Annotated in this window: 22 protein-coding genes; 11 read left to right on the forward strand and 11 right to left on the reverse strand. The window is 39.4% G+C overall.

The annotated features are described in order from the left end of the window. Positions 1 to 418: 418 nt before the first annotated feature. The 4 genes from leuC (at position 419) to leuB (ending at position 4,336) form a co-directional block, all read left to right on the forward strand. On the forward strand, positions 419 to 1,867 hold the full coding sequence (gene leuC / locus AC07U8_RS02370; RefSeq protein WP_004818782.1) for a 3-isopropylmalate dehydratase large subunit: 1,449 nt from the start codon (positions 419 to 421) through the stop codon (positions 1,865 to 1,867). 21 nt (positions 1,868 to 1,888) lie between these two features. Further along, a complete protein-coding gene (gene leuD, locus AC07U8_RS02375; protein WP_004718096.1) occupies positions 1,889 to 2,539 on the forward strand; it encodes a 3-isopropylmalate dehydratase small subunit in 651 nt (216 codons plus the stop codon). Between the two features lie 105 nt (positions 2,540 to 2,644). Continuing rightward, on the forward strand, positions 2,645 to 3,214 hold the full coding sequence (locus AC07U8_RS02380; protein ID WP_004718093.1) for a hypothetical protein: 570 nt from the start codon (positions 2,645 to 2,647) through the stop codon (positions 3,212 to 3,214). A gap of 42 nt (positions 3,215 to 3,256) precedes the next feature. Continuing rightward, the gene (gene leuB / locus AC07U8_RS02385) at positions 3,257 to 4,336 is read left to right on the forward strand and encodes a 3-isopropylmalate dehydrogenase (RefSeq protein WP_419262288.1); all 1,080 of its coding nucleotides are present in this window, start codon (positions 3,257 to 3,259) and stop codon (positions 4,334 to 4,336) included. 145 nt (positions 4,337 to 4,481) lie between these two features. Here the strand turns inward: leuB and AC07U8_RS02390 are convergent, their stop codons facing one another. Further along, complete coding sequence (locus AC07U8_RS02390; protein WP_151801785.1) at positions 4,482 to 4,883, reverse strand: hypothetical protein; 402 nt, start codon at positions 4,881 to 4,883, stop codon at positions 4,482 to 4,484. A gap of 360 nt (positions 4,884 to 5,243) precedes the next feature. Then, complete coding sequence (gene infA, locus AC07U8_RS02395) at positions 5,244 to 5,465, reverse strand: translation initiation factor IF-1 (protein ID WP_004718087.1); 222 nt, start codon at positions 5,463 to 5,465, stop codon at positions 5,244 to 5,246. Positions 5,466 to 5,693: 228 nt separating this feature from the next. Between infA and AC07U8_RS02400 the strand changes: the two genes are divergently transcribed. Then, positions 5,694 to 6,704 (forward strand): AraC family transcriptional regulator, encoded by a 1,011-nt coding sequence (locus AC07U8_RS02400; RefSeq protein ID WP_004818793.1) that lies wholly within the window; start codon positions 5,694 to 5,696, stop codon positions 6,702 to 6,704. A gap of 87 nt (positions 6,705 to 6,791) precedes the next feature. Here AC07U8_RS02400 and truA read toward each other — a convergent pair whose 3' ends face one another. The 5 genes from truA to asd all read right to left on the reverse strand — a co-directional run bounded on the left by truA (position 6,792) and on the right by asd (position 12,752). Further along, positions 6,792 to 7,589, reverse strand: coding sequence for a tRNA pseudouridine(38-40) synthase TruA (truA, locus tag AC07U8_RS02405; RefSeq protein ID WP_004718082.1), 798 nt, complete (start codon positions 7,587 to 7,589; stop codon positions 6,792 to 6,794). A gap of 8 nt (positions 7,590 to 7,597) precedes the next feature. Continuing rightward, positions 7,598 to 8,572 (reverse strand): asparaginase domain-containing protein, encoded by a 975-nt coding sequence (locus AC07U8_RS02410; protein WP_315078069.1) that lies wholly within the window; start codon positions 8,570 to 8,572, stop codon positions 7,598 to 7,600. A gap of 48 nt (positions 8,573 to 8,620) precedes the next feature. Next, positions 8,621 to 9,919, reverse strand: coding sequence for a T4P machinery localization factor FimV (gene fimV / locus AC07U8_RS02415; RefSeq protein ID WP_494737255.1), 1,299 nt, complete (start codon positions 9,917 to 9,919; stop codon positions 8,621 to 8,623). A gap of 46 nt (positions 9,920 to 9,965) precedes the next feature. Beyond that, complete coding sequence (locus AC07U8_RS02420) at positions 9,966 to 11,471, reverse strand: FimV/HubP-related protein (RefSeq protein ID WP_096732900.1); 1,506 nt, start codon at positions 11,469 to 11,471, stop codon at positions 9,966 to 9,968. 162 nt (positions 11,472 to 11,633) lie between these two features. Next, positions 11,634 to 12,752, reverse strand: a complete 1,119-nt coding sequence (gene asd, locus AC07U8_RS02425; protein WP_004718072.1) for an aspartate-semialdehyde dehydrogenase — start codon at positions 12,750 to 12,752, stop codon at positions 11,634 to 11,636. A 185-nt stretch (positions 12,753 to 12,937) separates the two neighbouring features. Between asd and AC07U8_RS02430 the strand changes: the two genes are divergently transcribed. Both AC07U8_RS02430 and AC07U8_RS02435 read left to right on the forward strand, forming a co-directional pair. Continuing rightward, complete coding sequence (locus tag AC07U8_RS02430) at positions 12,938 to 14,056, forward strand: endonuclease/exonuclease/phosphatase family protein (RefSeq protein WP_494737256.1); 1,119 nt, start codon at positions 12,938 to 12,940, stop codon at positions 14,054 to 14,056. A gap of 331 nt (positions 14,057 to 14,387) precedes the next feature. Next, positions 14,388 to 14,705: a hypothetical protein gene (locus AC07U8_RS02435; protein WP_151801781.1), complete on the forward strand. Its 318-nt coding sequence runs from the start codon at positions 14,388 to 14,390 to the stop codon at positions 14,703 to 14,705. Positions 14,706 to 14,741: 36 nt separating this feature from the next. On the opposite strand, the gene AC07U8_RS02440 is transcribed toward AC07U8_RS02435, so the two are convergent. Further along, entirely contained in the window at positions 14,742 to 15,305 is a 564-nt protein-coding gene (locus AC07U8_RS02440; protein ID WP_494737257.1) for a PM1805 family lipoprotein, read from the reverse strand. Positions 15,306 to 15,768: 463 nt separating this feature from the next. Then, positions 15,769 to 16,704 (reverse strand): LpxL/LpxP family acyltransferase, encoded by a 936-nt coding sequence (locus AC07U8_RS02445; protein ID WP_004718060.1) that lies wholly within the window; start codon positions 16,702 to 16,704, stop codon positions 15,769 to 15,771. A 117-nt stretch (positions 16,705 to 16,821) separates the two neighbouring features. Between AC07U8_RS02445 and AC07U8_RS02450 the strand changes: the two genes are divergently transcribed. Beyond that, positions 16,822 to 17,373, forward strand: a complete 552-nt coding sequence (locus AC07U8_RS02450; RefSeq protein ID WP_151801778.1) for an O-acetyl-ADP-ribose deacetylase — start codon at positions 16,822 to 16,824, stop codon at positions 17,371 to 17,373. A gap of 37 nt (positions 17,374 to 17,410) precedes the next feature. Continuing rightward, positions 17,411 to 18,388, forward strand: a complete 978-nt coding sequence (locus AC07U8_RS02455) for an acyltransferase family protein (protein WP_494737258.1) — start codon at positions 17,411 to 17,413, stop codon at positions 18,386 to 18,388. 126 nt (positions 18,389 to 18,514) lie between these two features. Here AC07U8_RS02455 and AC07U8_RS02460 read toward each other — a convergent pair whose 3' ends face one another. Then, positions 18,515 to 18,730 carry a hypothetical protein gene (locus AC07U8_RS02460; protein ID WP_224964682.1) on the reverse strand — a complete coding sequence of 72 codons (216 nt, stop codon included), beginning with the start codon at positions 18,728 to 18,730 and terminating at the stop codon, positions 18,515 to 18,517. A 365-nt stretch (positions 18,731 to 19,095) separates the two neighbouring features. Between AC07U8_RS02460 and AC07U8_RS02465 the strand changes: the two genes are divergently transcribed. After that, positions 19,096 to 19,545, forward strand: coding sequence for a GNAT family N-acetyltransferase (locus tag AC07U8_RS02465; protein WP_494737259.1), 450 nt, complete (start codon positions 19,096 to 19,098; stop codon positions 19,543 to 19,545). A gap of 121 nt (positions 19,546 to 19,666) precedes the next feature. Here the strand turns inward: AC07U8_RS02465 and AC07U8_RS02470 are convergent, their stop codons facing one another. Then, positions 19,667 to 21,577, reverse strand: coding sequence for an ATP-binding cassette domain-containing protein (locus AC07U8_RS02470; RefSeq protein WP_004818809.1), 1,911 nt, complete (start codon positions 21,575 to 21,577; stop codon positions 19,667 to 19,669). Between the two features lie 35 nt (positions 21,578 to 21,612). Here AC07U8_RS02470 and AC07U8_RS02475 point away from each other — a divergent pair, with 35 nt between their 5' ends. After that, positions 21,613 to 21,858 carry a SlyX family protein gene (locus AC07U8_RS02475; protein WP_004718047.1) on the forward strand — a complete coding sequence of 82 codons (246 nt, stop codon included), beginning with the start codon at positions 21,613 to 21,615 and terminating at the stop codon, positions 21,856 to 21,858. Positions 21,859 to 21,932: the final 74 nt, after the last annotated feature.

Below are 21,932 nucleotides of genomic sequence, written 5' to 3' on the forward strand. Positions count from 1 at the left end.
TTATTAATTCAATAGCTAAATAATAATCATTATCAATTGTAATGTAAAAAGGTTTTTTTGATTAATGTTGATTGGATAAAGCGATATTTTATTCTTTATACATTGCATCGTGATTGTTGATATAGGACGTATTGAGTTCTTTTTAAATAATGGATTTGCTTAATTTATGGTTTAGGACGTACATTTATTGGTCTAAGCTCTATTTTTTTCTTGATGATTAAGCCAAGTGCTTTTAAAGTCATTGAAAATATATCATTGATTTAAATACTTTATAAAGGTGATTTTAGGAGCATTTATTTGAATAAAATTAATTCCAAAAAGTTTTTAAATTAATAAAAATGATAAATTAGATTTATGTAAAAACGTGGTTATAATTGAGTGAATGAAAGAATTACCCAGTCCAGTGGAGCATTTCGACATGGCAGGCGAAAACCAAAAAGCAAAAACAGAATCAGTAAAAACTTTGTATGACAAATTGTGGGATGACCATCTTGTAACACAACGTGATGATGGCTCAGCATTACTTTATATCGACCGTCATTTATTGCATGAAGTGACTTCTCCACAAGCATTCGAAGGCTTACAACTTGCTGGGCGTAAACCTTGGCGTTTAAGTGCTAACGTTGCAACACCTGACCATAATGTTCCGACATCAACCAAAGAGCGTTCAGAAGGGATTGCAGGGATTGAAGATGATACTTCTCGTATCCAAGTTCAGACCTTAGACGATAACTGTAAAACCTTTAATGTAGTGCAGTTTGACATTAACGATGTGCGTCAAGGTATTGCACATGTTGTTGGGCCAGAACAAGGTTTAACTTTACCGGGTATGACGGTGGTATGTGGTGACTCGCATACAGCAACACATGGCGCATTTGGGTGTTTGGCGCACGGGATTGGAACGTCAGAAGTTGAACATGTATTGGCAACACAATGCTTAGTACAGAAGAAAATGAAAAACATGTTGGTGCGTGTTGACGGAACATTAGGTCAAGGCGTTACACCAAAAGACGTGGTTTTGGCAATTATTGGTAAAATCGGAACCGCTGGGGGTACCGGGCATGCGATTGAATTTGGTGGTCAGGTATTCCGTGATATGTCGATTGAAGGGCGTATGACCGTGTGCAATATGGCAATCGAAGGCGGTGCGCGTGTTGGTATGGTTGCGGTCGATGATAAAACGATTGAATATGTTAAAGATCGTCCTTATGCACCAACAGGCCAACAGTGGGATGCGGCAGTCGCGTATTGGAATACTTTACATTCTGATGAAGATGCACATTTTGATACGATCGTGGTTTTAAATGGTGAAGAAATTGAACCACAAGTGTCTTGGGGCACTTCTCCTGAGATGGTGATTCCTGTTTCTCAAGCAGTTCCAACTTTGGAACAGGCCAAAGATGATGTGCAGCGTAATGACTGGACCCGTGCGTATCAATATATGGGTTTAAATGCAGGTCAGGCATTGGCTGATATTCAATTAGACCGCGTATTCATTGGTTCTTGCACCAACTCACGTATTGAAGATATTCGTGCTGCTGCAGAAGTGGCAAAAGGTAAAAAAGTAGCGTCTAGTATTAAACAGGCCATGGTTGTTCCAGGCTCTGGTTTGGTGAAACAACAAGCAGAAGCGGAAGGTTTAGATAAAATCTTGATCGAAGCAGGTTTTGAGTGGCGTGAGCCAGGTTGTTCAATGTGTTTGGCGATGAATGCTGATAAGTTACAACCGGGTGAACATTGTGCATCGACTTCAAATCGTAACTTTGAAGGCCGTCAGGGCAATGGTGGACGTACTCACCTTGTCAGTCCAGCAATGGCAGCTGCGGCAGCAATTGCAGGTCACTTTGTTGATGTACGTTCATTCTAATCAGGCTTAAGGAGCAAAGACATGAAAGCTTATACCGTTGAACAGGGTATTGTTGCACCCTTAGACCGTGCCAATGTAGATACCGACTTAATCATTCCAAAACAGTTTTTAAAATCAATTAAACGCACCGGTTTTGGGGATAACTTATTTGATGAATTACGTTATTTAGATGAGGGTTATCCGGGGCAAGACAATTCTAAACGTCCGAAGAATCCTGATTTTATTTTGAATCAGCCACGTTACCAAGCGGCATCTGTATTAATTTCTCGTGCCAATTTTGGTTGCGGTTCGAGTCGTGAACATGCGCCTTGGGCATTGGAAGAGTATGGTTTTCGTACTGTGATTGCACCAAGCTATGCTGACATCTTTTTCAATAACAGTTTTAAAAATGGCATGTTGCCAGTGATTTTGCCTGAATCTGTTGTGGATCAATTATTTAAAGAATGTGCTGCTCAGGAAGGCTATCAATTAACCATTGATTTAGAAGCTCAAGAAGTCCGTACACCAAGTGGTGAAGCTTTTAAATTTGAAGTAGATCCATTTCGTAAACACTGTTTATTGAATGGCTTGGATGATATTGGTTTGACTTTACAAGCTGCGGATGAAATTCGTGCTTATGAAGAAAAAACCAAACAATCACGCCCTTGGGTATTTGCTGAAATTCAAGGTTAATTTTCAGCGAACATTTTACACATAGCGTGAATGCCTAACTCTTGCTAACATGCGAGTATAACAAAATGAATGTTGACTCAGTGAAGTGAGGGTTGGGGTTGAGCAATGACTAAGTTTTTGAGTTGCAGTGTTTTAATCGGTTTAACAAGCTTTATGCTTAGTGCATGTCAATCCACTCAAATGGTTGATTTAATGCGTATTAAGCAAGCTGAAAATAAACATGTCAGCCAAAATTCGGTTTCTGTCTATTGTTCAGGTGCAGAGCATTGTGAATTTGCGCGCTTAAATGATGTGATTATCATGGATGAACGTGCACAACGTGCCAATCGTAGCGCCATTCAAAAGGGTTATCTCAAATTAACGGGTGAGCCTTTAGATCAAAATGGTGTTTATTTAACGATTCCACCTCAGCAATATGAGATGGTGATTCGATTCTATCCAATCACTAAACAGCATGCTGAAGTTTTCCATGTTATTCATGATTTTAAAGCAAATCAAAAATACACATTTAAGATGTATCGCTTAAGGTCACAGGGTTCAGGAAGTTTACTGAATGTTTCTTCACCGACACCGCTATGTGTCGATATGATTCAAGAAAAACGGACAATTCGCCGTTTTTGTCGCCCGCATAATGCGGTGACTGGCGTGAGCGAATTTGTTGAACAGAAGATTTAATCTCACATCAGTATAGATACTGAAAAATAAATGGAACTACAAATGTCTAAACAAATTTTGATTTTGGCAGGTGATGGTATCGGTCCTGAGATCGTTGCTGCTGCTGAAAAAGTACTGACACGTGTCAATGATAAATTTAATTTAGGTTTAACATGGGAACAGGGTTTGTTAGGGGGCGCAGCAATTGATGAACATGGCGAACCTTACCCAGCTGTAACAGCGGAGCAAGCGAAAAAAGCAGATGCAATTTTACTGGGTGCTGTAGGCGGTCCAAAATGGGATAATATTGAACGTTCAATTCGCCCAGAACGTGGCTTATTGAAAATTCGTAGTGAATTAAATCTATTTGCTAACTTGCGCCCTGCAATTCTCTATCCACAATTGGCGGATGCGTCTAGTCTTAAACCAGAGATTGTTTCTGGGTTAGATATCCTTATTGTTCGTGAACTGACGGGTGGCATCTACTTTGGTCAACCACGCGGTATTCGTGAACTCGAAAATGGTGAGAAGCAAGGTTATAACACCGACGTTTATTCAGAGTCTGAAATTAAACGTATCGCAAAAGTTGCTTTTGAAATGGCAAACTTACGCGGCGGTAAAGTTTGTTCAGTGGATAAAGCCAACGTGCTTGAAGTGACTGAGCTTTGGAAGCAGACAGTGACTGCACTTAAAGAACAACAATACCCAAATATTCAACTTTCACATATGTACGTCGATAATGCAGCAATGCAATTGGTTCGTGCGCCAAAACAGTTTGATGTGATTGTGACAGGGAACTTGTTTGGTGACATTCTTTCCGATGAAGCAGCAATGCTAACCGGCTCTATTGGTATGCTTCCATCTGCTTCTTTAGATGAGAATGGCAAAGGTATGTATGAACCTTGTCATGGTTCTGCTCCTGACATTGCTGGGCAAAACGTTGCCAATCCACTTGCTACCATTCTTTCTGTGGCAATGATGCTACGCTACACCTTCCGTGAAGAAGTGGCTGCAAAAGCCATTGAGGATGCTGTAGGGCAAGTTTTAGACCAAGGCTTGCGTACTGGCGATATTATGTCTGATGGCATGCGTAAAGTTGGTACGGCTGAAATGGGTGAAGCTGTCGTTGCAGCGATTGCTTAAATACCTGTTTTAAATGCTTGGTAATAAAAAACACAGCTTAAGCTGTGTTTTTTATTGTTAAATTTTAGCTTTTGATAAGTTTTGATAAAAGTCTATCCATTTTCTCGCCATTATAGCGATGGGTATTAGATTCGCTTTAAAATAGCTAACAGGCTCGACCTAAATACTCTACAGATTCAGCAACACCATCTTTTAATTGGAAAGTGACTTTACAATTAAAATTTATGTCATAGCTTGGTGTGCCCATCGTATCATAACGAATCACTGGCATACCCATTGCATTAGAGCCTACAGTCGCATTGCCTCCTGCCATGGGGATATTGATTGGTCTAAGGATGGTATAGCTTAAGGTGCTATTACTGGTTTGGATTTTATCGCTTACCTGATACCCCATTGCCTTAAAATTTAAATTGCTTTGAATTTCAGCACTGGTTTTACCAATGAATTGCTGTAAATATTGATCTAAATTTGCAGGTCGGGTGTTTAAGCTTTTACATCCAACAAGTGCAATAGATGCGTATAAAAACATGCATACATGTATTTTCATAAGCTTCACCTGATCCATAGTTAACTTAATTTAGAAATGATTTCTATTCAGTATAATAAATATACAGTCATATGTATGTAGCTTGGTTGCAGAGCAAACCAAGTGGTATAGATTTTATTAAAAAAGCGTCAAACAGACAGAACTGGTGAAGCTGTGAAAAGATCAGTCGTATTAAAATTTAGAACAAATTAGTGCTATCAACTTTGAAGTAAATGGATTACAAGTGATAAATAGGTATAGGAAACAGATTTTAATGTGTCAGATGTATAGTTGCCAGACGATAAAAGATCGTAAGCAGGAGGGTAAATCTTGTGGATAATGAAAAAGCCACCTAAAAGTGGCTTTTGCTTACACTAAAACTTAGCGTGCACGATATGTAATACGACCTTTTGTTAAGTCATATGGTGTCATTTCAACTTTTACATTATCGCCTGTTAAAATACGAATATAGTGTTTACGCATTTTACCAGAAATGTGAGCAATCACTTCGTGACCGTTTTCTAAACGCACACGGAACATAGTATTAGGAAGCGTTTCGGTGACAACGCCTTCGAACTCGATAAGTTCCTCTTTATTGGCCATAGCCTACCTGATGATCAAATTGGAAAGGCGCAAATTATAGGCAATTTTTTGCAGAAAGACAAGAATATTCGGCATTACAAGGCGGTAGATGACTTGAAAATAAGCGAACATATTGTTAAACAATTTCTACAAAAAAAAGCGGATAAATATTGTCAGTTTGGTCAATCGACTGTAATCTAAATTAAATGTTTTAAGTATAAATGAATAACATACAAGGAAGGGCACTGCGTGAGTCAGCTAACTGATGCTTCGGTTGTTTTACGATTAGGCTATCAAGCGATCCGTCGTGCAGGATTGCCGACAGAAGAAATATTATCAAAGGCTGGGGTAGCATTGGGTCAGGTTGACCAAAATGCTCGAACACCGTTGAATGCACAATTTGCATTTTGGGTCGCTGCGGAGGAAGTCAGTAATGATCCAGATATTGGTTTACACCTCGGAGAGCACTTGCCACTGTATCGTGGGCAAGTAATCGAACACCTGTTTATTTCAAGTGAAAACTTTGGCGAAGGCTTAAAGCGTGCTTTGGCTTATCAACGTTTAATTAGTGATGCATTTCATGCCAAATTGATCATTGATGACGATGGCCGTTGTTATTTAACCAATGGTGAGCAGCCTTGGGGTGAGAACATCGTCAATCGTCATTTTTCAGAATGTGCTATTTCAGGGATTTTACGCTTCTTTAAATTTATCACTGAAGGACGTTTTGAACCGATTTACATCGATTTTAATTTCACCAATGGTGCTTCTGATGGTGAGTATTATCGTGTTTATGGTTGTCCTGTCAGTTTAGGGCAAAAGGAGACACGTCTTTATTTTGATCCTTCAATTTTAGAATATCCATTGTGGCAAGCGGAGCCTGAGTTATTGCAATTGCATGAACAACTTGCAATTGAAAAACTACAAGAGCTTGCACGTTATGATTTGGTGGGTGAAGTACGCCGTGCGATAGGCTCAACCTTGGAAAGTGGTGAAACAACCCTTGAAACTGTTGCTGCACAACTCAGCATTACCCCACGTCGTTTACGTACACAGCTTTCGGAAGCCAACACCAGCTTTCAGCAAATTCTTTCAGATTATCGTTGTCGCTTAGCCAAGAAATTATTGGCCAATACCACCGAAAGTGTTGAGCGTATTGTTTATTTGACTGGATTCTCTGAGCCAAGTACTTTTTACCGCGCATTTAAGCGTTGGACCAATGAAACGCCTGTGGAATATAGAAAGCGTAAACAGCGTTAAATAGTACGCTTGCAGGAAACGAACTGAGCAGTTTTAATATAAAAAATCCTTCTATTGAGAAGGATTTTTTATATGTAGCCGCAAAAATTATTCAGGCATATTTAACCAATGTGGCCCTAACGGTGGTTGAGGCAATTCAAATTGTTCTGGGTAATCTGCATGAATAAAATAAAGTCCATCTGGTGGTGCGGTGATTCCTGCCGCTTTACGATCTTGTGCCGCAAAAATTTCATCAATATGATCTACTTCATATAGACCTTGGCCAATCTCAAGTAAGCAGCCCATGATATTACGTACCATGTGGTGTAAGAAGCCATCTGCCTGAATATCGAGAACTAGATAGTTGCCATGGCGAATTAAGCGGCAATGTTTGACATGACGTACAGGTTGATTGGACTGACATGCCGCAGCACGAAAGCTTTCAAAATTATGCGTACCTTGAAATTTTTGCGCCGCTTCAATCATTTTATCCACATCGAGTGGATAATAGGCATGTGTTACTTGTTTATGTAACAGGGCTGGGCGGTTTGCCGATTGATAGACCACATAACGATAACGACGAGCCTTTGCCTTAAAGCGTGCATGGAAATCATTATCCATTTCTTTAATCCATTGGATTGAAATGTCTTTGGGCAATTGACTATTTGAACCCATTAACCAACCTCGTATAGGGCGAATCGCATTGGTGTCGAAGTGGGCCACCATATTGGTCGCATGGACACCCGCGTCAGTACGACCCGCACCATGTAAAATAATAGGCTCGTCGGCAATTTTACTGAGCACCTTTTCCATGGTTTCCTGAATACTACGTACGCCAGGCTGTTGAGTTTGCCAACCTTTATATCGCATGCCACAAAACTCAATACCAATTGCAAAACGTTGCATAAATACCTCTATTCAGGATGATCATACCAATGGTCATGCCATTGTTCCGAAGAGGGGTATTGTAAATAAATTTTAACAATTTTGGCATAAAGATCTGCTTGGCTCAGTGCATCACTGACTAAAATTTTTGAATCTTTGATCCATTGGCTAATCGCATAGCGTTGATCCATGCCGCCTAGAGGCACTTGAGTCGATAAAATGATTTGGCAGCCATTTTCCTGCAAGCTTTTAATTTTTTGCATAATGCCCGCATTTACGGCTAAATTACCTACCCCATAAGCTTGAATGATCAAGAAATGCGGAGCATGTTTGGAGAAAATTTCCAGATTATGTTCAAACTGTAATATTTCAGTCGGCACCATCATCCAATTGACGATATTGAGCGATTTGGCTTTTTCGATATGTGAAAGTTGTACCTGAATGACAGAATGATCTACCGCTATTTGCTGTTCGGCTTTGAGTCCTTTAAACGCATCTAAAGCAGTGCTATGGGCTTTTAATGTGGTTCTTGCATGAATCACTTGATGGTAGAAAGCCAAATACACGCCTACAGGAAGTCGAGTGACGGCATCCAGTGCAGTATTTAAATTATCCAGCGCATCGGTGAATTCTCGAGTATTGTCCCCTTGAATATTGAGCAGTGGATATTGGCTTCCAGTAAGGACGACATGACAGGACTCAGCTAAAAAGCGAGATAAGGTCGCAGCAGCATAACTGAGCGTATCTGTACCATGAATAATGACAAAGTGCTGGAAATTTTGGAGTTGTAGGCTTTGTATTTGTTGAATCAGCATAAGCCAGTCAATGGCTGTGCATGCACTACTGTCTTTGATACTGGGCGCCTTAAAGCACTCAATTTTAAACTGAGGTGCTAAGACCTTTTTGAGTTGTGGAATAAACTCAGCATCAGGCATCGGTGCTAAAGGCTCGCCAATACAGCCAAAAGTTCCACCCATGTAAATTAAAGCAATTTTTTTGTTCATAATAAAAAAGCAGCCATTCATGACTGCTTTATCTTAAGACGAATAGATTTAAGAAGCTATTTGATTGAGTAAATTTTGTGATTGTTGGCGTTGTTCAGCGGTATACGCTGCTTCATTTTGTGAGAGTAGCTCACGAACTGAAGCATATGCACCCAAATTTAGATATTGTTGAGCAAGGTCTAAATTTAATTGAACTTCATTCACTTGAGCCAGCTCAGGGAATGAATGGAGTAATGGGTCGTTTGCATTTATGGCCAGACTGGTTTCAGCTTCACTAGGCGTTTCAAGGCTAAGTGTTGCTGTACTATGCACTTGCTCAACTGTTTCAGGTTTTGGATCTAAATCAAAACTAAAAGTGGGCTGTGCCTCTGGTTCAGTAGGCGTTAGTTTAAATTCAAAATCACGTACTGGTGTGCTTTCTTCAGTAGCTACTGGCGTAATCGGTTCAGCAAAATCAAGTTTGAATTCTGGTGCGATTTCAACTTCTGCCGCTTTTTCAACTGGAACTGTTGTAGGTTCATTTGCTGTAAACGTAAACTCTAACGGTTTGACAGTTTCAGTTTTAATTTCTGGGGCAGGAGGAACTACTTCAAAAGAAAGCTCAGGTGTTGTTGTTGGCGCTTTTTCAGGTGCAGGATCTAAATTAAATTCTAAAGGCTGAACAGGTTGTTGCGGTGTCTCAACTTTCTGCTCAACAAGCGTTGAATGATCGAATTCTAGCGCATCGACTTGTGCCAGATTTTGCGTTTCGGTTTTAGATACAGCGGGTTGTGAAATTGTTTCTGTATTTCCAATCAAGGCATCAAAGGCAGCTGTATTTTTGCTTTCTGGCACGACAGGGCTTGATGGTTCAAAAGCAATCGATTCAACTGGGTGATCAGCTTGATTGGCTTTTCGTCGTTCTTCGGCTTGAATGACGATTTCGTCTAAGCCCAATGAACGAATATGATTAATCAACTGATTCACTGCAAATTCATCTTTTTGTGCCAGATGCACATCTAAAAGATAAAGATAAAGTTCATGTTGAGCATTATCTTGGTTTAAAACTTGATTGATTTTTGCTTCAGCAGAAAAATAGTTTTTCTCAGTAATTAGCTTTTCAATATTAGTTTTTAATTCAGGGCTTAATGGTTTTGTTGCTTGTTTAACAATAACTTCATCTTCAACAACAGTGGTCTGTTGTTTTTTTGAGGTACGCGCAGTGCGTGCAACATTTTTCTTTGACGTCTTTTTATTGTTACTTTTTTTGTTATTGGTACTGGCGCTCTCTTTATTGGCATCCTCTCGTTTTTTGAGCACGATCGCCACGACCAAGAGTAGAACAAATGGAATCACATACAACAACATTTTATTTCCCCTTCATTGAGCACAATGAATCAATATTTTGAATATCCTAACTATTTGGTTTTTTTGCATTCTGCTGTTGTAATTGCTGTTGCAATTGAGCGAGCTGAGCATTTAATAATTGAATTCGCTGATTCTTTTGTTGTAAACCTGCTGCAAGTTGGTTCACATTCTTCTGTAATTTAACCGTTTTTTCACGAGAAGTCATAACTTTTGTAGATAATTCAGTAGTGGTCTGATTCAACTGTGTATTTTGCTTTCCTTGACTCTGAGCAGCGGGTTGTTCATTGTCTGCGACTAAACTCATTTCTGCTTGGTCTAAACGATATTTGGCAGAACCCGATTGCTTTTTGGCAATTTCAGGTGCAGCCGTTGCAACTTTATTTTTGCTTTGTGGTATTTGACGATAGCTGGCTGCAAGATTGAGTGCAGCACCACGACGAATACGGTTTACATCACCTTGAATAAACGCATTGGCATTATTTGCTTTAATTTGTCGCATCACTTCTGGAACGCTTTGATTAGTTTCTGCTGCAATCCGAGAAGCAATTTTCCACAGTGACTCATTGGCCTGAACAATATGCTTAGGTTGTTTATCTAATGCTTTATTGGTTTTTTCCTGTTTAAGCGCTTTTTGTGACTCCGCTTTCGATTTCGCTACGCGAGGCTCATTCGATTTTGCTTGCTTGGTCTCAGCTTTGGAATCTTTTGGCTTTTGTGATTCTGCTTTTTGCTCGTCTAATTTAGCGGGTGGGGTCTGAGCTTTTGCAGATTGCACTGGTGCTTTTTCGGCTGGTGGCTGAGGCACTTGTTGTACAGTTACCGTCGGTGTTTGTGGCGTATTCTGAGCACTGCTTTGATGATTGCTTTGAAGAGGGTTCGGAGTATTGGTTGTAGCCGCAGGCGGTGTGTTTGTCGCAACTGTGGTTGGTTTTTGTTCTGTTTTGAGTGCTGGTGGTGCAATTACATTAATCGCTAAAGTACCAGCTGAATCCGTTGTCGTCGTTGCTTTGGTTGCCATAGCTGGTGGAGTTACGACTTCTGGCGTTGTCACGTGGTATTGCGTGCTGGTTGGTAAATTTAATGCAATATCTTTTTCACTGACGATGATTTGAGGTGTCAGAGGCTTTTCTTTGACTAAAGCATTGCTCATTGGAGCAGGGACGTTGCTACGCCCACGGGTCAATGGGGCTTTGACCTGCTGAATATGGGTCGCACTCCCTTCTTTGACTTTTAATAATATATTTAATTCAGATTCAACAATCGGACGAGAAGAGGTAATCACAATCACCCCAGTGCCATCTCCTGAACGACGAGTATAGAAATTTAAATGTCCAGGTGCTTGCGTGGAAATGCCAATATTTTGAATATCATCTGCATCGGCTAATCCGACTTCTATTTTTTCATTTGGATTTGCATTACTAAACTTCATTTCAGCATAAAGCAGATCACCAGACCCTGATTGAACTTGAATCGGGTCTATTGTAATCGCACTCACCGCTTGCGACGTCATGATGGCTAAAATGGCAATTTTTAATTTGTTATATACAGTCATCTCTATCCATTGCTCTGACAAAGTTCAAGGCATCCCCATAATACAATATTTAGCTGTAGTCTATATGTAAAATATTAACATTAGAGTTACATAAATATAGTTACATAAAAAAGCCGATCAAGATAGATCGGCTTTTTCATTGTTTATGAGTTTTTTGTGACTTTAAGCATTTTTATAGTCGATTAAGATACGTAACATACGACGTAAAGGCTCAGCAGCACCCCAAAGTAATTGGTCACCTACAGTGAATGCGCCTAAATACTCTTTACCCATATTTAATTTACGTAAACGACCTACTGGCACAGATAGAGTTCCTGTTACAGCGACTGGAGTAAGATCCGTCATTGATGCATCACGTGTATTTGGAACCACTTTTGCCCATTGGTTAGACTGACGAATCATGTCCTCAATCTCATCAAGCGGAACATCTTTTTTCAATTTCAATGTTAAGGCTTGAGAGTGACAACGCATTGCACCAATACGTACACAGTGACCATCAATTGGAACAATCTGAGCATTACCTAGGATCTTGTTGGTTTCAACTTGACCTTTCCACTCTTCTTTAGATTGACCGCTTTCAAGTTGCTTATCAATATAAGGGATCAACGAACCCGCTAAAGGCACACCGAAGTTTGCTTTCGGAAAACCTTCGCCACGTTGTAATTCGGCAATTCGGCTGTCGATGTCTAAAATCGCAGAACGTGGATCATCTAACAAGTCTTGAGTATTGTTATATAAATACCCCATACCTGTGATCAGCTCACGCATGTTTTGCGCGCCAGCACCTGAAGCGGCTTGATACGTCATTGCCGTCATCCATTCCACCAAATTGTGTTGGAACAGTGAACCCATGCCCATCAACATCAAAGAAACCGTACAGTTACCGCCAACAAATGTTTTAATACCATTGACCAAACCGTCTTTGATAACATTTAAGTTGACTGGGTCGAGTACGATGATTGCTTCATCATCCATACGTAATGTAGAAGCTGCATCGATCCAATAGCCTTTCCAACCTTCAGCTTTTAGCTGAGGAAAGACTTCTGATGTATAGTCGCCACCTTGACAGGTAATAATGACATCCATTTGCTTCAGACTGGTAATGTCCGTCGCTTCCATAAGTGCTGGAGCAGTTTTACCACCAAAAGCAGGCGATTCACCACCTGCGTTACTGGTAGAGAAATAGAATGGCTCAAAATGAGCAAAATCATTCTCTTCAACCATACGTTGCATAAGGACAGAACCAACCATCCCGCGCCAACCGACCAGACCTACTTTCATGTCACTTTGCCTCGGTGCGTTAAAAAATAAAAGGGGGTTTGAGTGTATCAAAAGAGTGTGTAACTGCAATAGCATACACAATGAAAACACAACTATATTGTGCAATATATCTTGTTTATGATACATGCAAAATTGATATTAATTTATGAATCATTCAAAAATTAAGAATATAAGAGTGACAAAATATGATCTGGATAGAAGTACTTGCGTTGATCGTGATTTGGCTAAGTTTCTGGTCACTGATTCCCCGTGATGAATGGTGGTTTAGAGGTGCTGATTTTCCACGCTTGCAGATATTATTTGTTGGTTTGATTGCCTTGGTCTTGATGTTGTTTTGGACAGCGCCGTGGGACTTGGCTCGTGAAGTGATTTTATTTTTATTGATAGCTGCCTTAGCTTTTCAATTAAAGATGGTTTTGCCTTATACCTTCATTTGGAAGAAACAAGTCAAACAGGTGAGCAAAGATCAGCTTAATCCTGATCAGCAAATTTCAGTGATTGTGTCGAATGTGCTGACACCGAATGATGAATATCACTTATTGCTTGAGCAAATTGAACAGCACCAGCCAGATATTGTTTTGACACTTGAAACTGATCAAACTTGGCAAAATGAATTGGCTCAAATTGAAAAAGACTATCCTTATCGTGTGGCTATACCTTTAGACAATCTCTATGGGATGCATTTGTATAGCAAACTCAAGTTGGTTGATACAGAGGTTAAATTTATTCTCAGTGATGAAATTCCGTCTATTCATACCACGGTGATTTTACCATCTGGGCAAGCGGTGCAACTGTATTGTTTACATCCCAAACCACCAAGCCCAACAGAAGCCAAAGACTCGACTTTACGTGATGCTGAATTGCTTATTGTGGGGGATCAGATCAAAGACTTGGATGAGAGCTGTATTGTTATGGGGGATTTAAACGATGTTGCTTGGTCACGCACAACACGTTTATTTCAGCGTATTAGTGGTTTGCTTGATCCACGTGTGGGGCGCAGATATATCAACACCTTCCATGCTGACTATAAATTTTTAAGATGGTCTTTGGATCATTTATTTCATAGTACAGATTTCGCTTTAGTACATATGCAGCGGCTACCTCATGTGGGTTCAGATCATTTTCCGATTTATGTGGTATTACAAACAGGGCGTATTTTTGAGCAAACTCAAGAAGAGTTAGAGCAAACCGATGCAGATGAAAGGGAAGCGCAAGAGGCAATTCAGGAAGGGATTGAAAAAGCAGAGAAAGAGGAGAAGTTGGTCACTGATGAAATTGCGCAAAGTTATAAAGCTGGAACCTGATTGTCTGACAATAAAATTAAAAAATGGCTGATTTTTGTAAGCAATTACTTACATGGATTTAGGCCCTAAGCGGATAGCATGCAAAGCATATTCGTTTTAATCTTTACTTATCGACACAGGGAATGAGAACGGAAAATCTCACTAAGGAAGACGAAGTCGATGGAGCAATCATCAAGGATTTGATGTTGGAATGGATAACCAAGAAAATAAGAATAAGATGTGAAAGCACAACCTCATGAACCCGAGTTTTGCAGGATGCAGAACTCGGGTTATGCTTTATTTATGGTATATAATTTAGAATAGACAAAATTGAAAATAAAAAAGAGTGGCTATGTTTCTCGCAAAAGTTCAAGAATTCGCTTCAAGTCTTAAACATTTTACTGGTTTAAGTAGTGATGCTTTATTTATCTATGCAGGTTTAATCATCTATTTTATTGTTGCTGCAATTCATAAAAGACAACTTAAATCAAATTTTGCGATTATCGCCACAGTGGTGTTTGCCTTTGTAATTGAAATCTTTAATGCACGCGCAGATATTTTTGGTAGAGGCTATTGGCGTATTTGGGAAAGTATCCATAGCATAGTCAATATGATTTTTTGGCCTTATGTGATTTGGGCGATGGCGCGTTTTCGGGTATGGAAAGGTTAGTTTTTCTACTTAACCCACTTATGATCCAAATTATTTTTATTTTCCATAATGTTGATTTAAGGCGTCCATTTCAGCAGAAATTTTTTGTTGAAGCGCCATTGAACGTTTACCAAGTTGCTTAAATTCATCACTGGGTGCATTTGCATTAAAATCTGAGGCTGTTGAAAGCGTATACATTTTCTGACTGGTGATTAAATTATCAATCATTTGTGCGCGTAGACTTTGTACTTCACTACTGTTTAAATTTAATGCCATGATTTGTTGTTGAGTTTTCGCTTGTATATCATTGGCTTTGAGTAAAATCTGTTGGCGCTTTTCAGGTTGGGGAGTAGTTGATCGAAGCTCCGCTCTTAATTGAAGTGCTTGGGTATTTGCATGATTGACGATCTGATTAAGTTGAGCCAAGTCTGTTGTAATCTCTGTTGCATTGGCTGTACTCAGTTCAGTCGCTTTGCTTTTCCAATTGCCTTGAGTTGTTGCACTAGACGTAGTTTCTGAGGTTTTGTTTTGGGCGATATCTGCTTTTTGCTCTGAACATGCAGTAAACATCAAACTGGAACTGATCAAACATGAAAAAAGAACTTTATTGGTGATGTTCATTGTTTTATTTTCCTTAAATTTGAATGTATTCCACTTAGGGTCTGTTGACATTTCATAAATGGCTTGCGTTGTAGGCTAAAATTGAGCAGGCAAGGCATGAAACGAAGAGAATAGCGAGACTATTTTCGAGTTTCATAACACAGACTGAGATAATTTTAGCTACAACCCTTCGGGACTAGAGTGTTTTTTGCTGCTACATCGTTACGAACTATTTATTTAGAATGACTAAATTTCATATCTCGTGCCTTGTATCATCTAAAAAACACTCGTAGTCGCAAACGTAGACGAATTGTTAACAGACCCTATTATTGATAAATCTTAATTCGCTTTGTTTGATCAAAAAAGTGGGCATGTGTAACTAGACACAGTTCGCCATGAACGATGCTATTTAGACGCGAGATGACCAAAATAAAAAAGGAGATATTTTTATATCTCCTGATCGTTAAAACAAAAACACTTAAAATTAATAGATTTTCTGGTAGCCTTTTGGACGTGTTTTAAAGCGACGATGAAACCACATATATTGTGTCGGTGCGATCCTCAGTTGATTTTCAATGATTTTATTGACACGAATCGCATCATCCATTTCATCTTCACTGGGTAATGGATCAACAGCAGGTTCAATAAGTACATGATATTTTGGATCTTTGATATCACCGTCACGATAAAAATACAGAGGAATTGCGACAGCTTTTGATATTTTCAATAAACGTCGATGCGCCGTTACTGTTGCAGCGGGCGTACCAAAAAAGGGTGCCATCACCCCTTGTTTTAATCCAAAATCCTGATCTGGACTATACCAAATCGCATCACCTTCTTTCAGATGGCGAATCAATCCACGCATATCATCATGATCAATCTGCGCTTTATAAATCGTTGCACGACAACGATAAATCAACATATCGAGTAAGGGATTATTCTGTGGGCGATATACGACATCGGGTTCAAAAAATTGTGCACATAAATAACCACCAGCATCAAGCATGGTGCTATGAGTGCCAAGTAGTAGTATGCCTTGACCATTTTGTTTGGCCTGTTGGATATGCTCTAGCCCTTGAATGCTGACACGGTTTTTAAACCATTGTGGTGAATACCATGCATTTAAGGTTTCAAAGACCCCGACCATTTGATCAACAAAGACTTGTCTTGAGTTGTCGATGACTTGTTCAGGCGACCATTCTGGAAAGCAGACTTCTAAATTACGCGTTGTTGTTTCACGACGTGATTTAAGTCGGTCAAAGGCAATATTGCCTAACAGTGTTGCTAAGCGGTACTGAATTGCCCAAGGCAAAATTGCGAGCATCATCAAAAATACAATCGCAATCCAGATTCCCCAATATTTCGGATGTAAAAATGCCCAATAAAATTTTCCAGGCTCGTATTGATGCTTTTTACTCATAGCAGTTTTGTAAATTTTGGGGAAGTTAAAACTGAAAGGAGTGTAGCATGAAGCGGTTTAAAGAAGAAAATTCAAGATGTCATTCACTCTCATTGAGGATACGCAAGGAAGCATGACGTGAAAATAATTCGGTTAATTCAAGGTGATATTACAGTTCAAAAGGTGGATGCAATTGTGAATGCTGCCAATACCTCGTTACTTGGCGGTGGTGGTGTGGATGGTGCAATTCATCGAAAAGGTGGTTCTGCTATTTTGGAGGATTGTCAAAAGATCCGAGCTAGACAGGGTGGTTGTGCAGTTGGTGAAGCAGTGATTACCACAGCGGGGTTGTTGCCCTGTAATTATGTGATTCATACCGTGGGCCCCACTTGGCAAGATGGACAGCATGCTGAAAATGAACTGCTTGAGAAAGCCTATCTCAATAGCTTAAGACTCGCTGAGCAACATCAGCTAAAAACACTGGCATTTCCGAATATTTCAACAGGGATTTATCGTTTTCCTAAATCAGAGGCAGCATTTATCGCTATAAACAGCGTGACTAAGTTTTTAACCCAGACGACCAACTTAGAGGAAGTCAGTTTCGTGTGTTTTGATTTGGAAAATTTTAAAATCTATCGCCAGCATCTTGCTGAGATTGATCAAAAGCAAGTGCATGTTTTAGGTATATAATCGCAGTTATTCACTGACTATTTTAGACAACCTTGCGATGAGAGATACCTACTTAGACAGTTGTAAGGCAACGCTGATATTTCTTGTGGTGCTCGGGCATTTTCTAGAACGCATGATCGGTTGGAAAGATCCCATTGATCATGTCTTATTAGGTACGATTTATTTTGTACATATGCCTGCTTTTATCTTTATTTCGGGCATGTTGTTTAAAGACAGTAAATGGTTTAAGAATATTCTATTTTTTGTCTCGCTCTATTTACCCTTTCAAATTCTATTTCCTGCATTTGATGCCATCTGGTCAGGTAAATTTCAGCTCAATTGGAATGTGTTTGAACGACCTTATTGGATTTTATGGTATCTGCTGGGCATGATGGTATGGACAACGCTTACCCATTTTTTGATAAAAACAAAATTTGCACTGCTGATTGCACTGATTCTTGCTTTATGTGTCGGCTTAAGCCCATGGAACAATTACCAATACTCAATCGGAAGAATTTTTAGCTTCTTTCCATTTTTTATTGTGGGTGCACTTTATGGCAAAACCATTGTCGAGAAAATTCAGCAATTTAAATTCACTCAAATTTTAGCTGGATTCATCGTGATGGGTATTGCAAGCTTGGTGTATTTCACCCAAATCAACCCATTTTGGTTATATGGCAGTTTAAGTTATCAGCAACTTAAGGTAAGTATGTGGGATGGTACTTGGATCAGAATAGGCTGTCTATTGATGTCGAGTTTGGGCATTTTCGCGATGTTTGCATGGACAAAATTATTAAATATTGGCTGTGTGCAACTTGGAAAAAACACCTTGGCGGTGTATTTGCTACATGGTTTTGTGGTGATGTTGATTGCACGTTATTGGCAACTGGATTTTAATATTTTTGTGGAAATTGGGATTTGTATTGGTTTATCTGTATTGACCTGCTGGATGTTACAACAGCAATTTTTTGATATTTTATTAAGAAAATTGTCTTTATGGTTAATCAAACCTGTTGAAAAATTCGGTTTAAAGTAGCGAATGAATTTGAAGCGATCCAGAGCATTCGCTGAAAATTTAAAAGCTACACTGTTGGTGTAGCTTTTAAGCATGAGGATCATAATTTTATAAAGCGACAGTTTTAAAACAACGTTTTAAAGTGGATTATTTGGTTGCTGCTTTACCCTCTACTTTTTTTGCTGTTGCTGATTTTTGTGCAGCGGCATGGTGTTTTTGGCTATGACCAGCTTTATGTTGTTTTTGCATTTGATGGGTTTTAACCGCTTGAGTCGAATGCTGTGCTGGAGTTGCTGCCATTGCAGAACCTGCGAAAATTGCTGTGGTGAATGCTGCAACAAGTAATGATGTAACTTTTTTCATGATCATATTCTCACTAAATAATTCGAGATCTGAACTAGATTCGATAATCATATCTTGGTGGATTTGTATGGAAACATCATGAAGTGCTTGTAGCGAAATTCAGTATAAATGAAATGATCATGGGTAAGATGAGTGGGGAATGGTAAGTGCTTTGATTTTTTAAGTTTTATTTAATTTTAATCAGTAAAGTATTGCCGTCATTTTAACTTGAACTAAGCCATTTAAATAAGTGCGTTTATTTTTAAAAATGAAAGAGTCTGTTATATATCATTTCAAGTATTAGCTAGAGAACGAAATGCTGATTACAGACTTAAGTTTAGCATTTTGATCTTTTACTGCTACTCCACTATTGAAATGTGCCTCACATGAATAAAACAATCAGAAGAGCAACCACAAAGGACTTAATTGCAATTACCCAATTGATTGCGCCTTTTATTGATGAATTTGCAATTAATGATAGTGGGCGACAACTGTTTTGCGTAAGTATGATTGAAAAAATGCTTGAGAATCCTGAAATTCACTATTTTGTTTATAGCGATCATCAGCAGATGATCGGTGTTATTGCGTATAAGAATCCTGCCCATTTGGTTCATTTCTTTATATCGAAAGAGAAGCAAGCTCAGGGAATTGGCCGAACAATGTGGGACTTTATTTTGCAGGAGGTGAAAAAGTCTGGTGTTTCAGTATTTACGGTAAATTCAAGCTGTAATGTACAAGCTGTTTATGAACGATTTGGCTTTGTGGTGAAAGATGAAACCATTGAAAATCATGGGTTACGTTATGTTCCAATGTCTTTAAATCTGGTTAATACATAAAGCTGAAAATATGTGTTGTATATCTATAAGATGATTGATCAATGTTGTTGGTTTCAATGTCGGCAGGCTCAATAAAAACTCCGCATATTTGCGGAGTTTTTATTTAAAGATTTTAGAAGAATTAACCTTTGGTCATTTCTTCTAATGCATCCCAACGCTCCATTTTTTCAAGCATCAGTTCATCAATCTCACCAAGTCGTTGCGACGCTTTGGTGGCTGCATCTGCATCAGTCACAAACCAAGAACCATCAGCAAGTTTTGCAGTCAGTTCAGCTTGTTCTTTTTCCAAAGCTTCAATTTCTGCGGGTAACTGTTCTAAAGCGCGTTGATCTTTATAACTCAACTTCACTTTTTTAACGGCTGGTTCAGCAGGTGTCGCAGCAGCTTCCGCTTTCGCAATGGCTTTTTTTACATCACTTTTCTGATCGACAACACGTTGATCTGGACGTTGTTCTAGATAGTCTTGATAGCCACCAATGTACTCATCGATATTGCCTTTACCATCAAATACCCAAGTTGATGTCACAACATTGTCCATAAATGCACGGTCATGCGAGATCAATAACAAAGTCCCTTTATAATCACTCAACATCTCTTCAAGTAATTCTAAAGTCACCATGTCTAAGTCATTGGTTGGCTCATCCATCACAATAAGGTTAGACGGTTTAAGCAATAACTTTGCCAAAAGGATACGGTTACGCTCACCACCTGAAAGTGCTTTTACTGGAGTACGCGCGCGTTCAGGCGAGAATAAAAAGTCTTGTAAATAGCTGTAGATATGACGGCGACCACCATTAACATCGACAAAGTCTGAGCCTTCAGACACATTGGCCATTACTGATTTTTCAAGATCTAGCGCATTACGTAATTGGTCAAAATAAGCCACTTCAAGCTGTGTACCTGTTTTCACCGAACCGCCATGTTCAAGTTCACCTAAAATGGCTTTGATCAAGGTGGTTTTACCTACACCATTGTCACCGACTAAACCAATACGATCGCCACGCAGTACTAACGCAGAGAAATCTTTAATAATTGGTGCATTATCACCAAAAGCCACACTTAAGTGTTCAATATCAAAGACCAATTTACCTGAACGATTTGCCTCTTGAGTCGCCATGCTCACTTTGCCTTGTTGTGAGCGGCGCGCTTTAGATTGTTCACGTAAATCTTTTAATGCACGTACACGACCTTCGTTACGGGTACGACGTGCTTTGATCCCTTGACGAATCCAAGTTTCCTCTTCAGCCAAGCGTTTATCAAACAGTGCATTCTGCTTTTCTTCAGCTTCCATTTGTTGTGCTTTTAAGTCGAGGTAGCGTGAGTAGTTACCTTCATAACTACGTAAAACACCACGATCCAACTCCACAATACGTGTCGCAATACTGTCAACAAAAGCACGGTCATGGGAAATAAATAGCAGGGTGAGATTGTTTTGATCGAGTAAGAATTTCTCTAACCATTCAATACTTTCTACGTCCAAATGGTTGGTTGGTTCGTCAAGTAATAAAACGTCAGGTTGCGTCAACAATGCACGTGCTAAAAGTACACGGCGTTTACGCCCGCCTGATAAATCAGCTAAATCCGCTTCAGGATCTAAGCCCATTTTGCTTAAGATAGAATTTACTTTGGTTTCTAAGGCCCAACCATCGAGCAAATCCAGCTTATGTTGTAGGTTGCCCATACGATCACAAGCTTCCATATCACCTAATACACAAGCATCGCTGGCTTCGTGGTATTCTTTTAGGACGAGCGCGGCTTCTCCTGCACCTTCGGCAACAATATCTGCAACTTTGCCCGAATCCATCGGTACATCCTGAGCAAGCATAGAAATCGTAATACCATTTTGTAATGCAATTTCACCTTGATCAGGCAATAAACTTCCCTCAATCAGTTTGAGTAAAGTAGACTTACCTTCACCGTTACGACCAATCAGACAGACTCGTTCGCCTCGTTCTAAATTGAAGTTTGCGCCATCGAGCAGGGCAGGTCCACCAAACGCAAGTTGGACATCCCTTATAGTAATATAGGCCATACGGTTTCCTAAACATCCCACACTGAGGACTAAAAATGACTAAACATAAAAATATTGATGATCAGGCGTCATTTTCCGCACCCATAGAAGATTTGCAAGTCCGAATTGCATTTTTAGATGATTTAGTCGAACAATTAAATGATCAAGTGGCACAACAAAGCTTGGAAATCGCTGATTTAAAAAAACAAATGCAGTTAATTTACCAACGTATAGAATCTGCTGATTTGTCAGAAGGTATTGCAGCATTTGACCCAATGACCAATCGTCCTCCGCATTATTGATGCAACGGATGTGAAATATGAGTGGCTGAGGTGTGCTGAATCAGGTGTAAATTCACACATAGCAGTGATATTGG

Source organism: Acinetobacter sp. GW821-FHT01E09, from assembly GCF_059422385.1.

Excerpts from the sequence above, each read along its gene's own strand:
- AC07U8_RS02470 (WP_004818809.1), bottom strand. The coding sequence starts at position 21,577 with ATGGCCTATATTACTATAAGGGATGTCCAACTTGCGTTTGGTGGACCT.
- AC07U8_RS02430 (WP_494737256.1), top strand. The coding sequence starts at position 12,938 with ATGATCTGGATAGAAGTACTTGCGTTGATCGTGATTTGGCTAAGTTTC.
- leuC (WP_004818782.1), top strand. The coding sequence starts at position 419 with ATGGCAGGCGAAAACCAAAAAGCAAAAACAGAATCAGTAAAAACTTTG.
- AC07U8_RS02475 (WP_004718047.1), top strand. The coding sequence starts at position 21,613 with ATGACTAAACATAAAAATATTGATGATCAGGCGTCATTTTCCGCACCC.
- AC07U8_RS02410 (WP_315078069.1), bottom strand. The coding sequence starts at position 8,572 with ATGAACAAAAAAATTGCTTTAATTTACATGGGTGGAACTTTTGGCTGT.
- leuB (WP_419262288.1), top strand. The coding sequence starts at position 3,257 with ATGTCTAAACAAATTTTGATTTTGGCAGGTGATGGTATCGGTCCTGAG.
- leuD (WP_004718096.1), top strand. The coding sequence starts at position 1,889 with ATGAAAGCTTATACCGTTGAACAGGGTATTGTTGCACCCTTAGACCGT.
- AC07U8_RS02380 (WP_004718093.1), top strand. The coding sequence starts at position 2,645 with ATGACTAAGTTTTTGAGTTGCAGTGTTTTAATCGGTTTAACAAGCTTT.
- AC07U8_RS02440 (WP_494737257.1), bottom strand. The coding sequence starts at position 15,305 with ATGAACATCACCAATAAAGTTCTTTTTTCATGTTTGATCAGTTCCAGT.
- AC07U8_RS02460 (WP_224964682.1), bottom strand. The coding sequence starts at position 18,730 with ATGAAAAAAGTTACATCATTACTTGTTGCAGCATTCACCACAGCAATT.
- AC07U8_RS02435 (WP_151801781.1), top strand. The coding sequence starts at position 14,388 with ATGTTTCTCGCAAAAGTTCAAGAATTCGCTTCAAGTCTTAAACATTTT.
- fimV (WP_494737255.1), bottom strand. The coding sequence starts at position 9,919 with ATGTTGTTGTATGTGATTCCATTTGTTCTACTCTTGGTCGTGGCGATC.
- AC07U8_RS02465 (WP_494737259.1), top strand. The coding sequence starts at position 19,096 with ATGAATAAAACAATCAGAAGAGCAACCACAAAGGACTTAATTGCAATT.
- asd (WP_004718072.1), bottom strand. The coding sequence starts at position 12,752 with ATGAAAGTAGGTCTGGTCGGTTGGCGCGGGATGGTTGGTTCTGTCCTT.
- AC07U8_RS02455 (WP_494737258.1), top strand. The coding sequence starts at position 17,411 with ATGAGAGATACCTACTTAGACAGTTGTAAGGCAACGCTGATATTTCTT.
- infA (WP_004718087.1), bottom strand. The coding sequence starts at position 5,465 with ATGGCCAATAAAGAGGAACTTATCGAGTTCGAAGGCGTTGTCACCGAA.
- AC07U8_RS02420 (WP_096732900.1), bottom strand. The coding sequence starts at position 11,471 with ATGACTGTATATAACAAATTAAAAATTGCCATTTTAGCCATCATGACG.
- AC07U8_RS02445 (WP_004718060.1), bottom strand. The coding sequence starts at position 16,704 with ATGAGTAAAAAGCATCAATACGAGCCTGGAAAATTTTATTGGGCATTT.
- AC07U8_RS02390 (WP_151801785.1), bottom strand. The coding sequence starts at position 4,883 with ATGAAAATACATGTATGCATGTTTTTATACGCATCTATTGCACTTGTT.
- truA (WP_004718082.1), bottom strand. The coding sequence starts at position 7,589 with ATGCAACGTTTTGCAATTGGTATTGAGTTTTGTGGCATGCGATATAAA.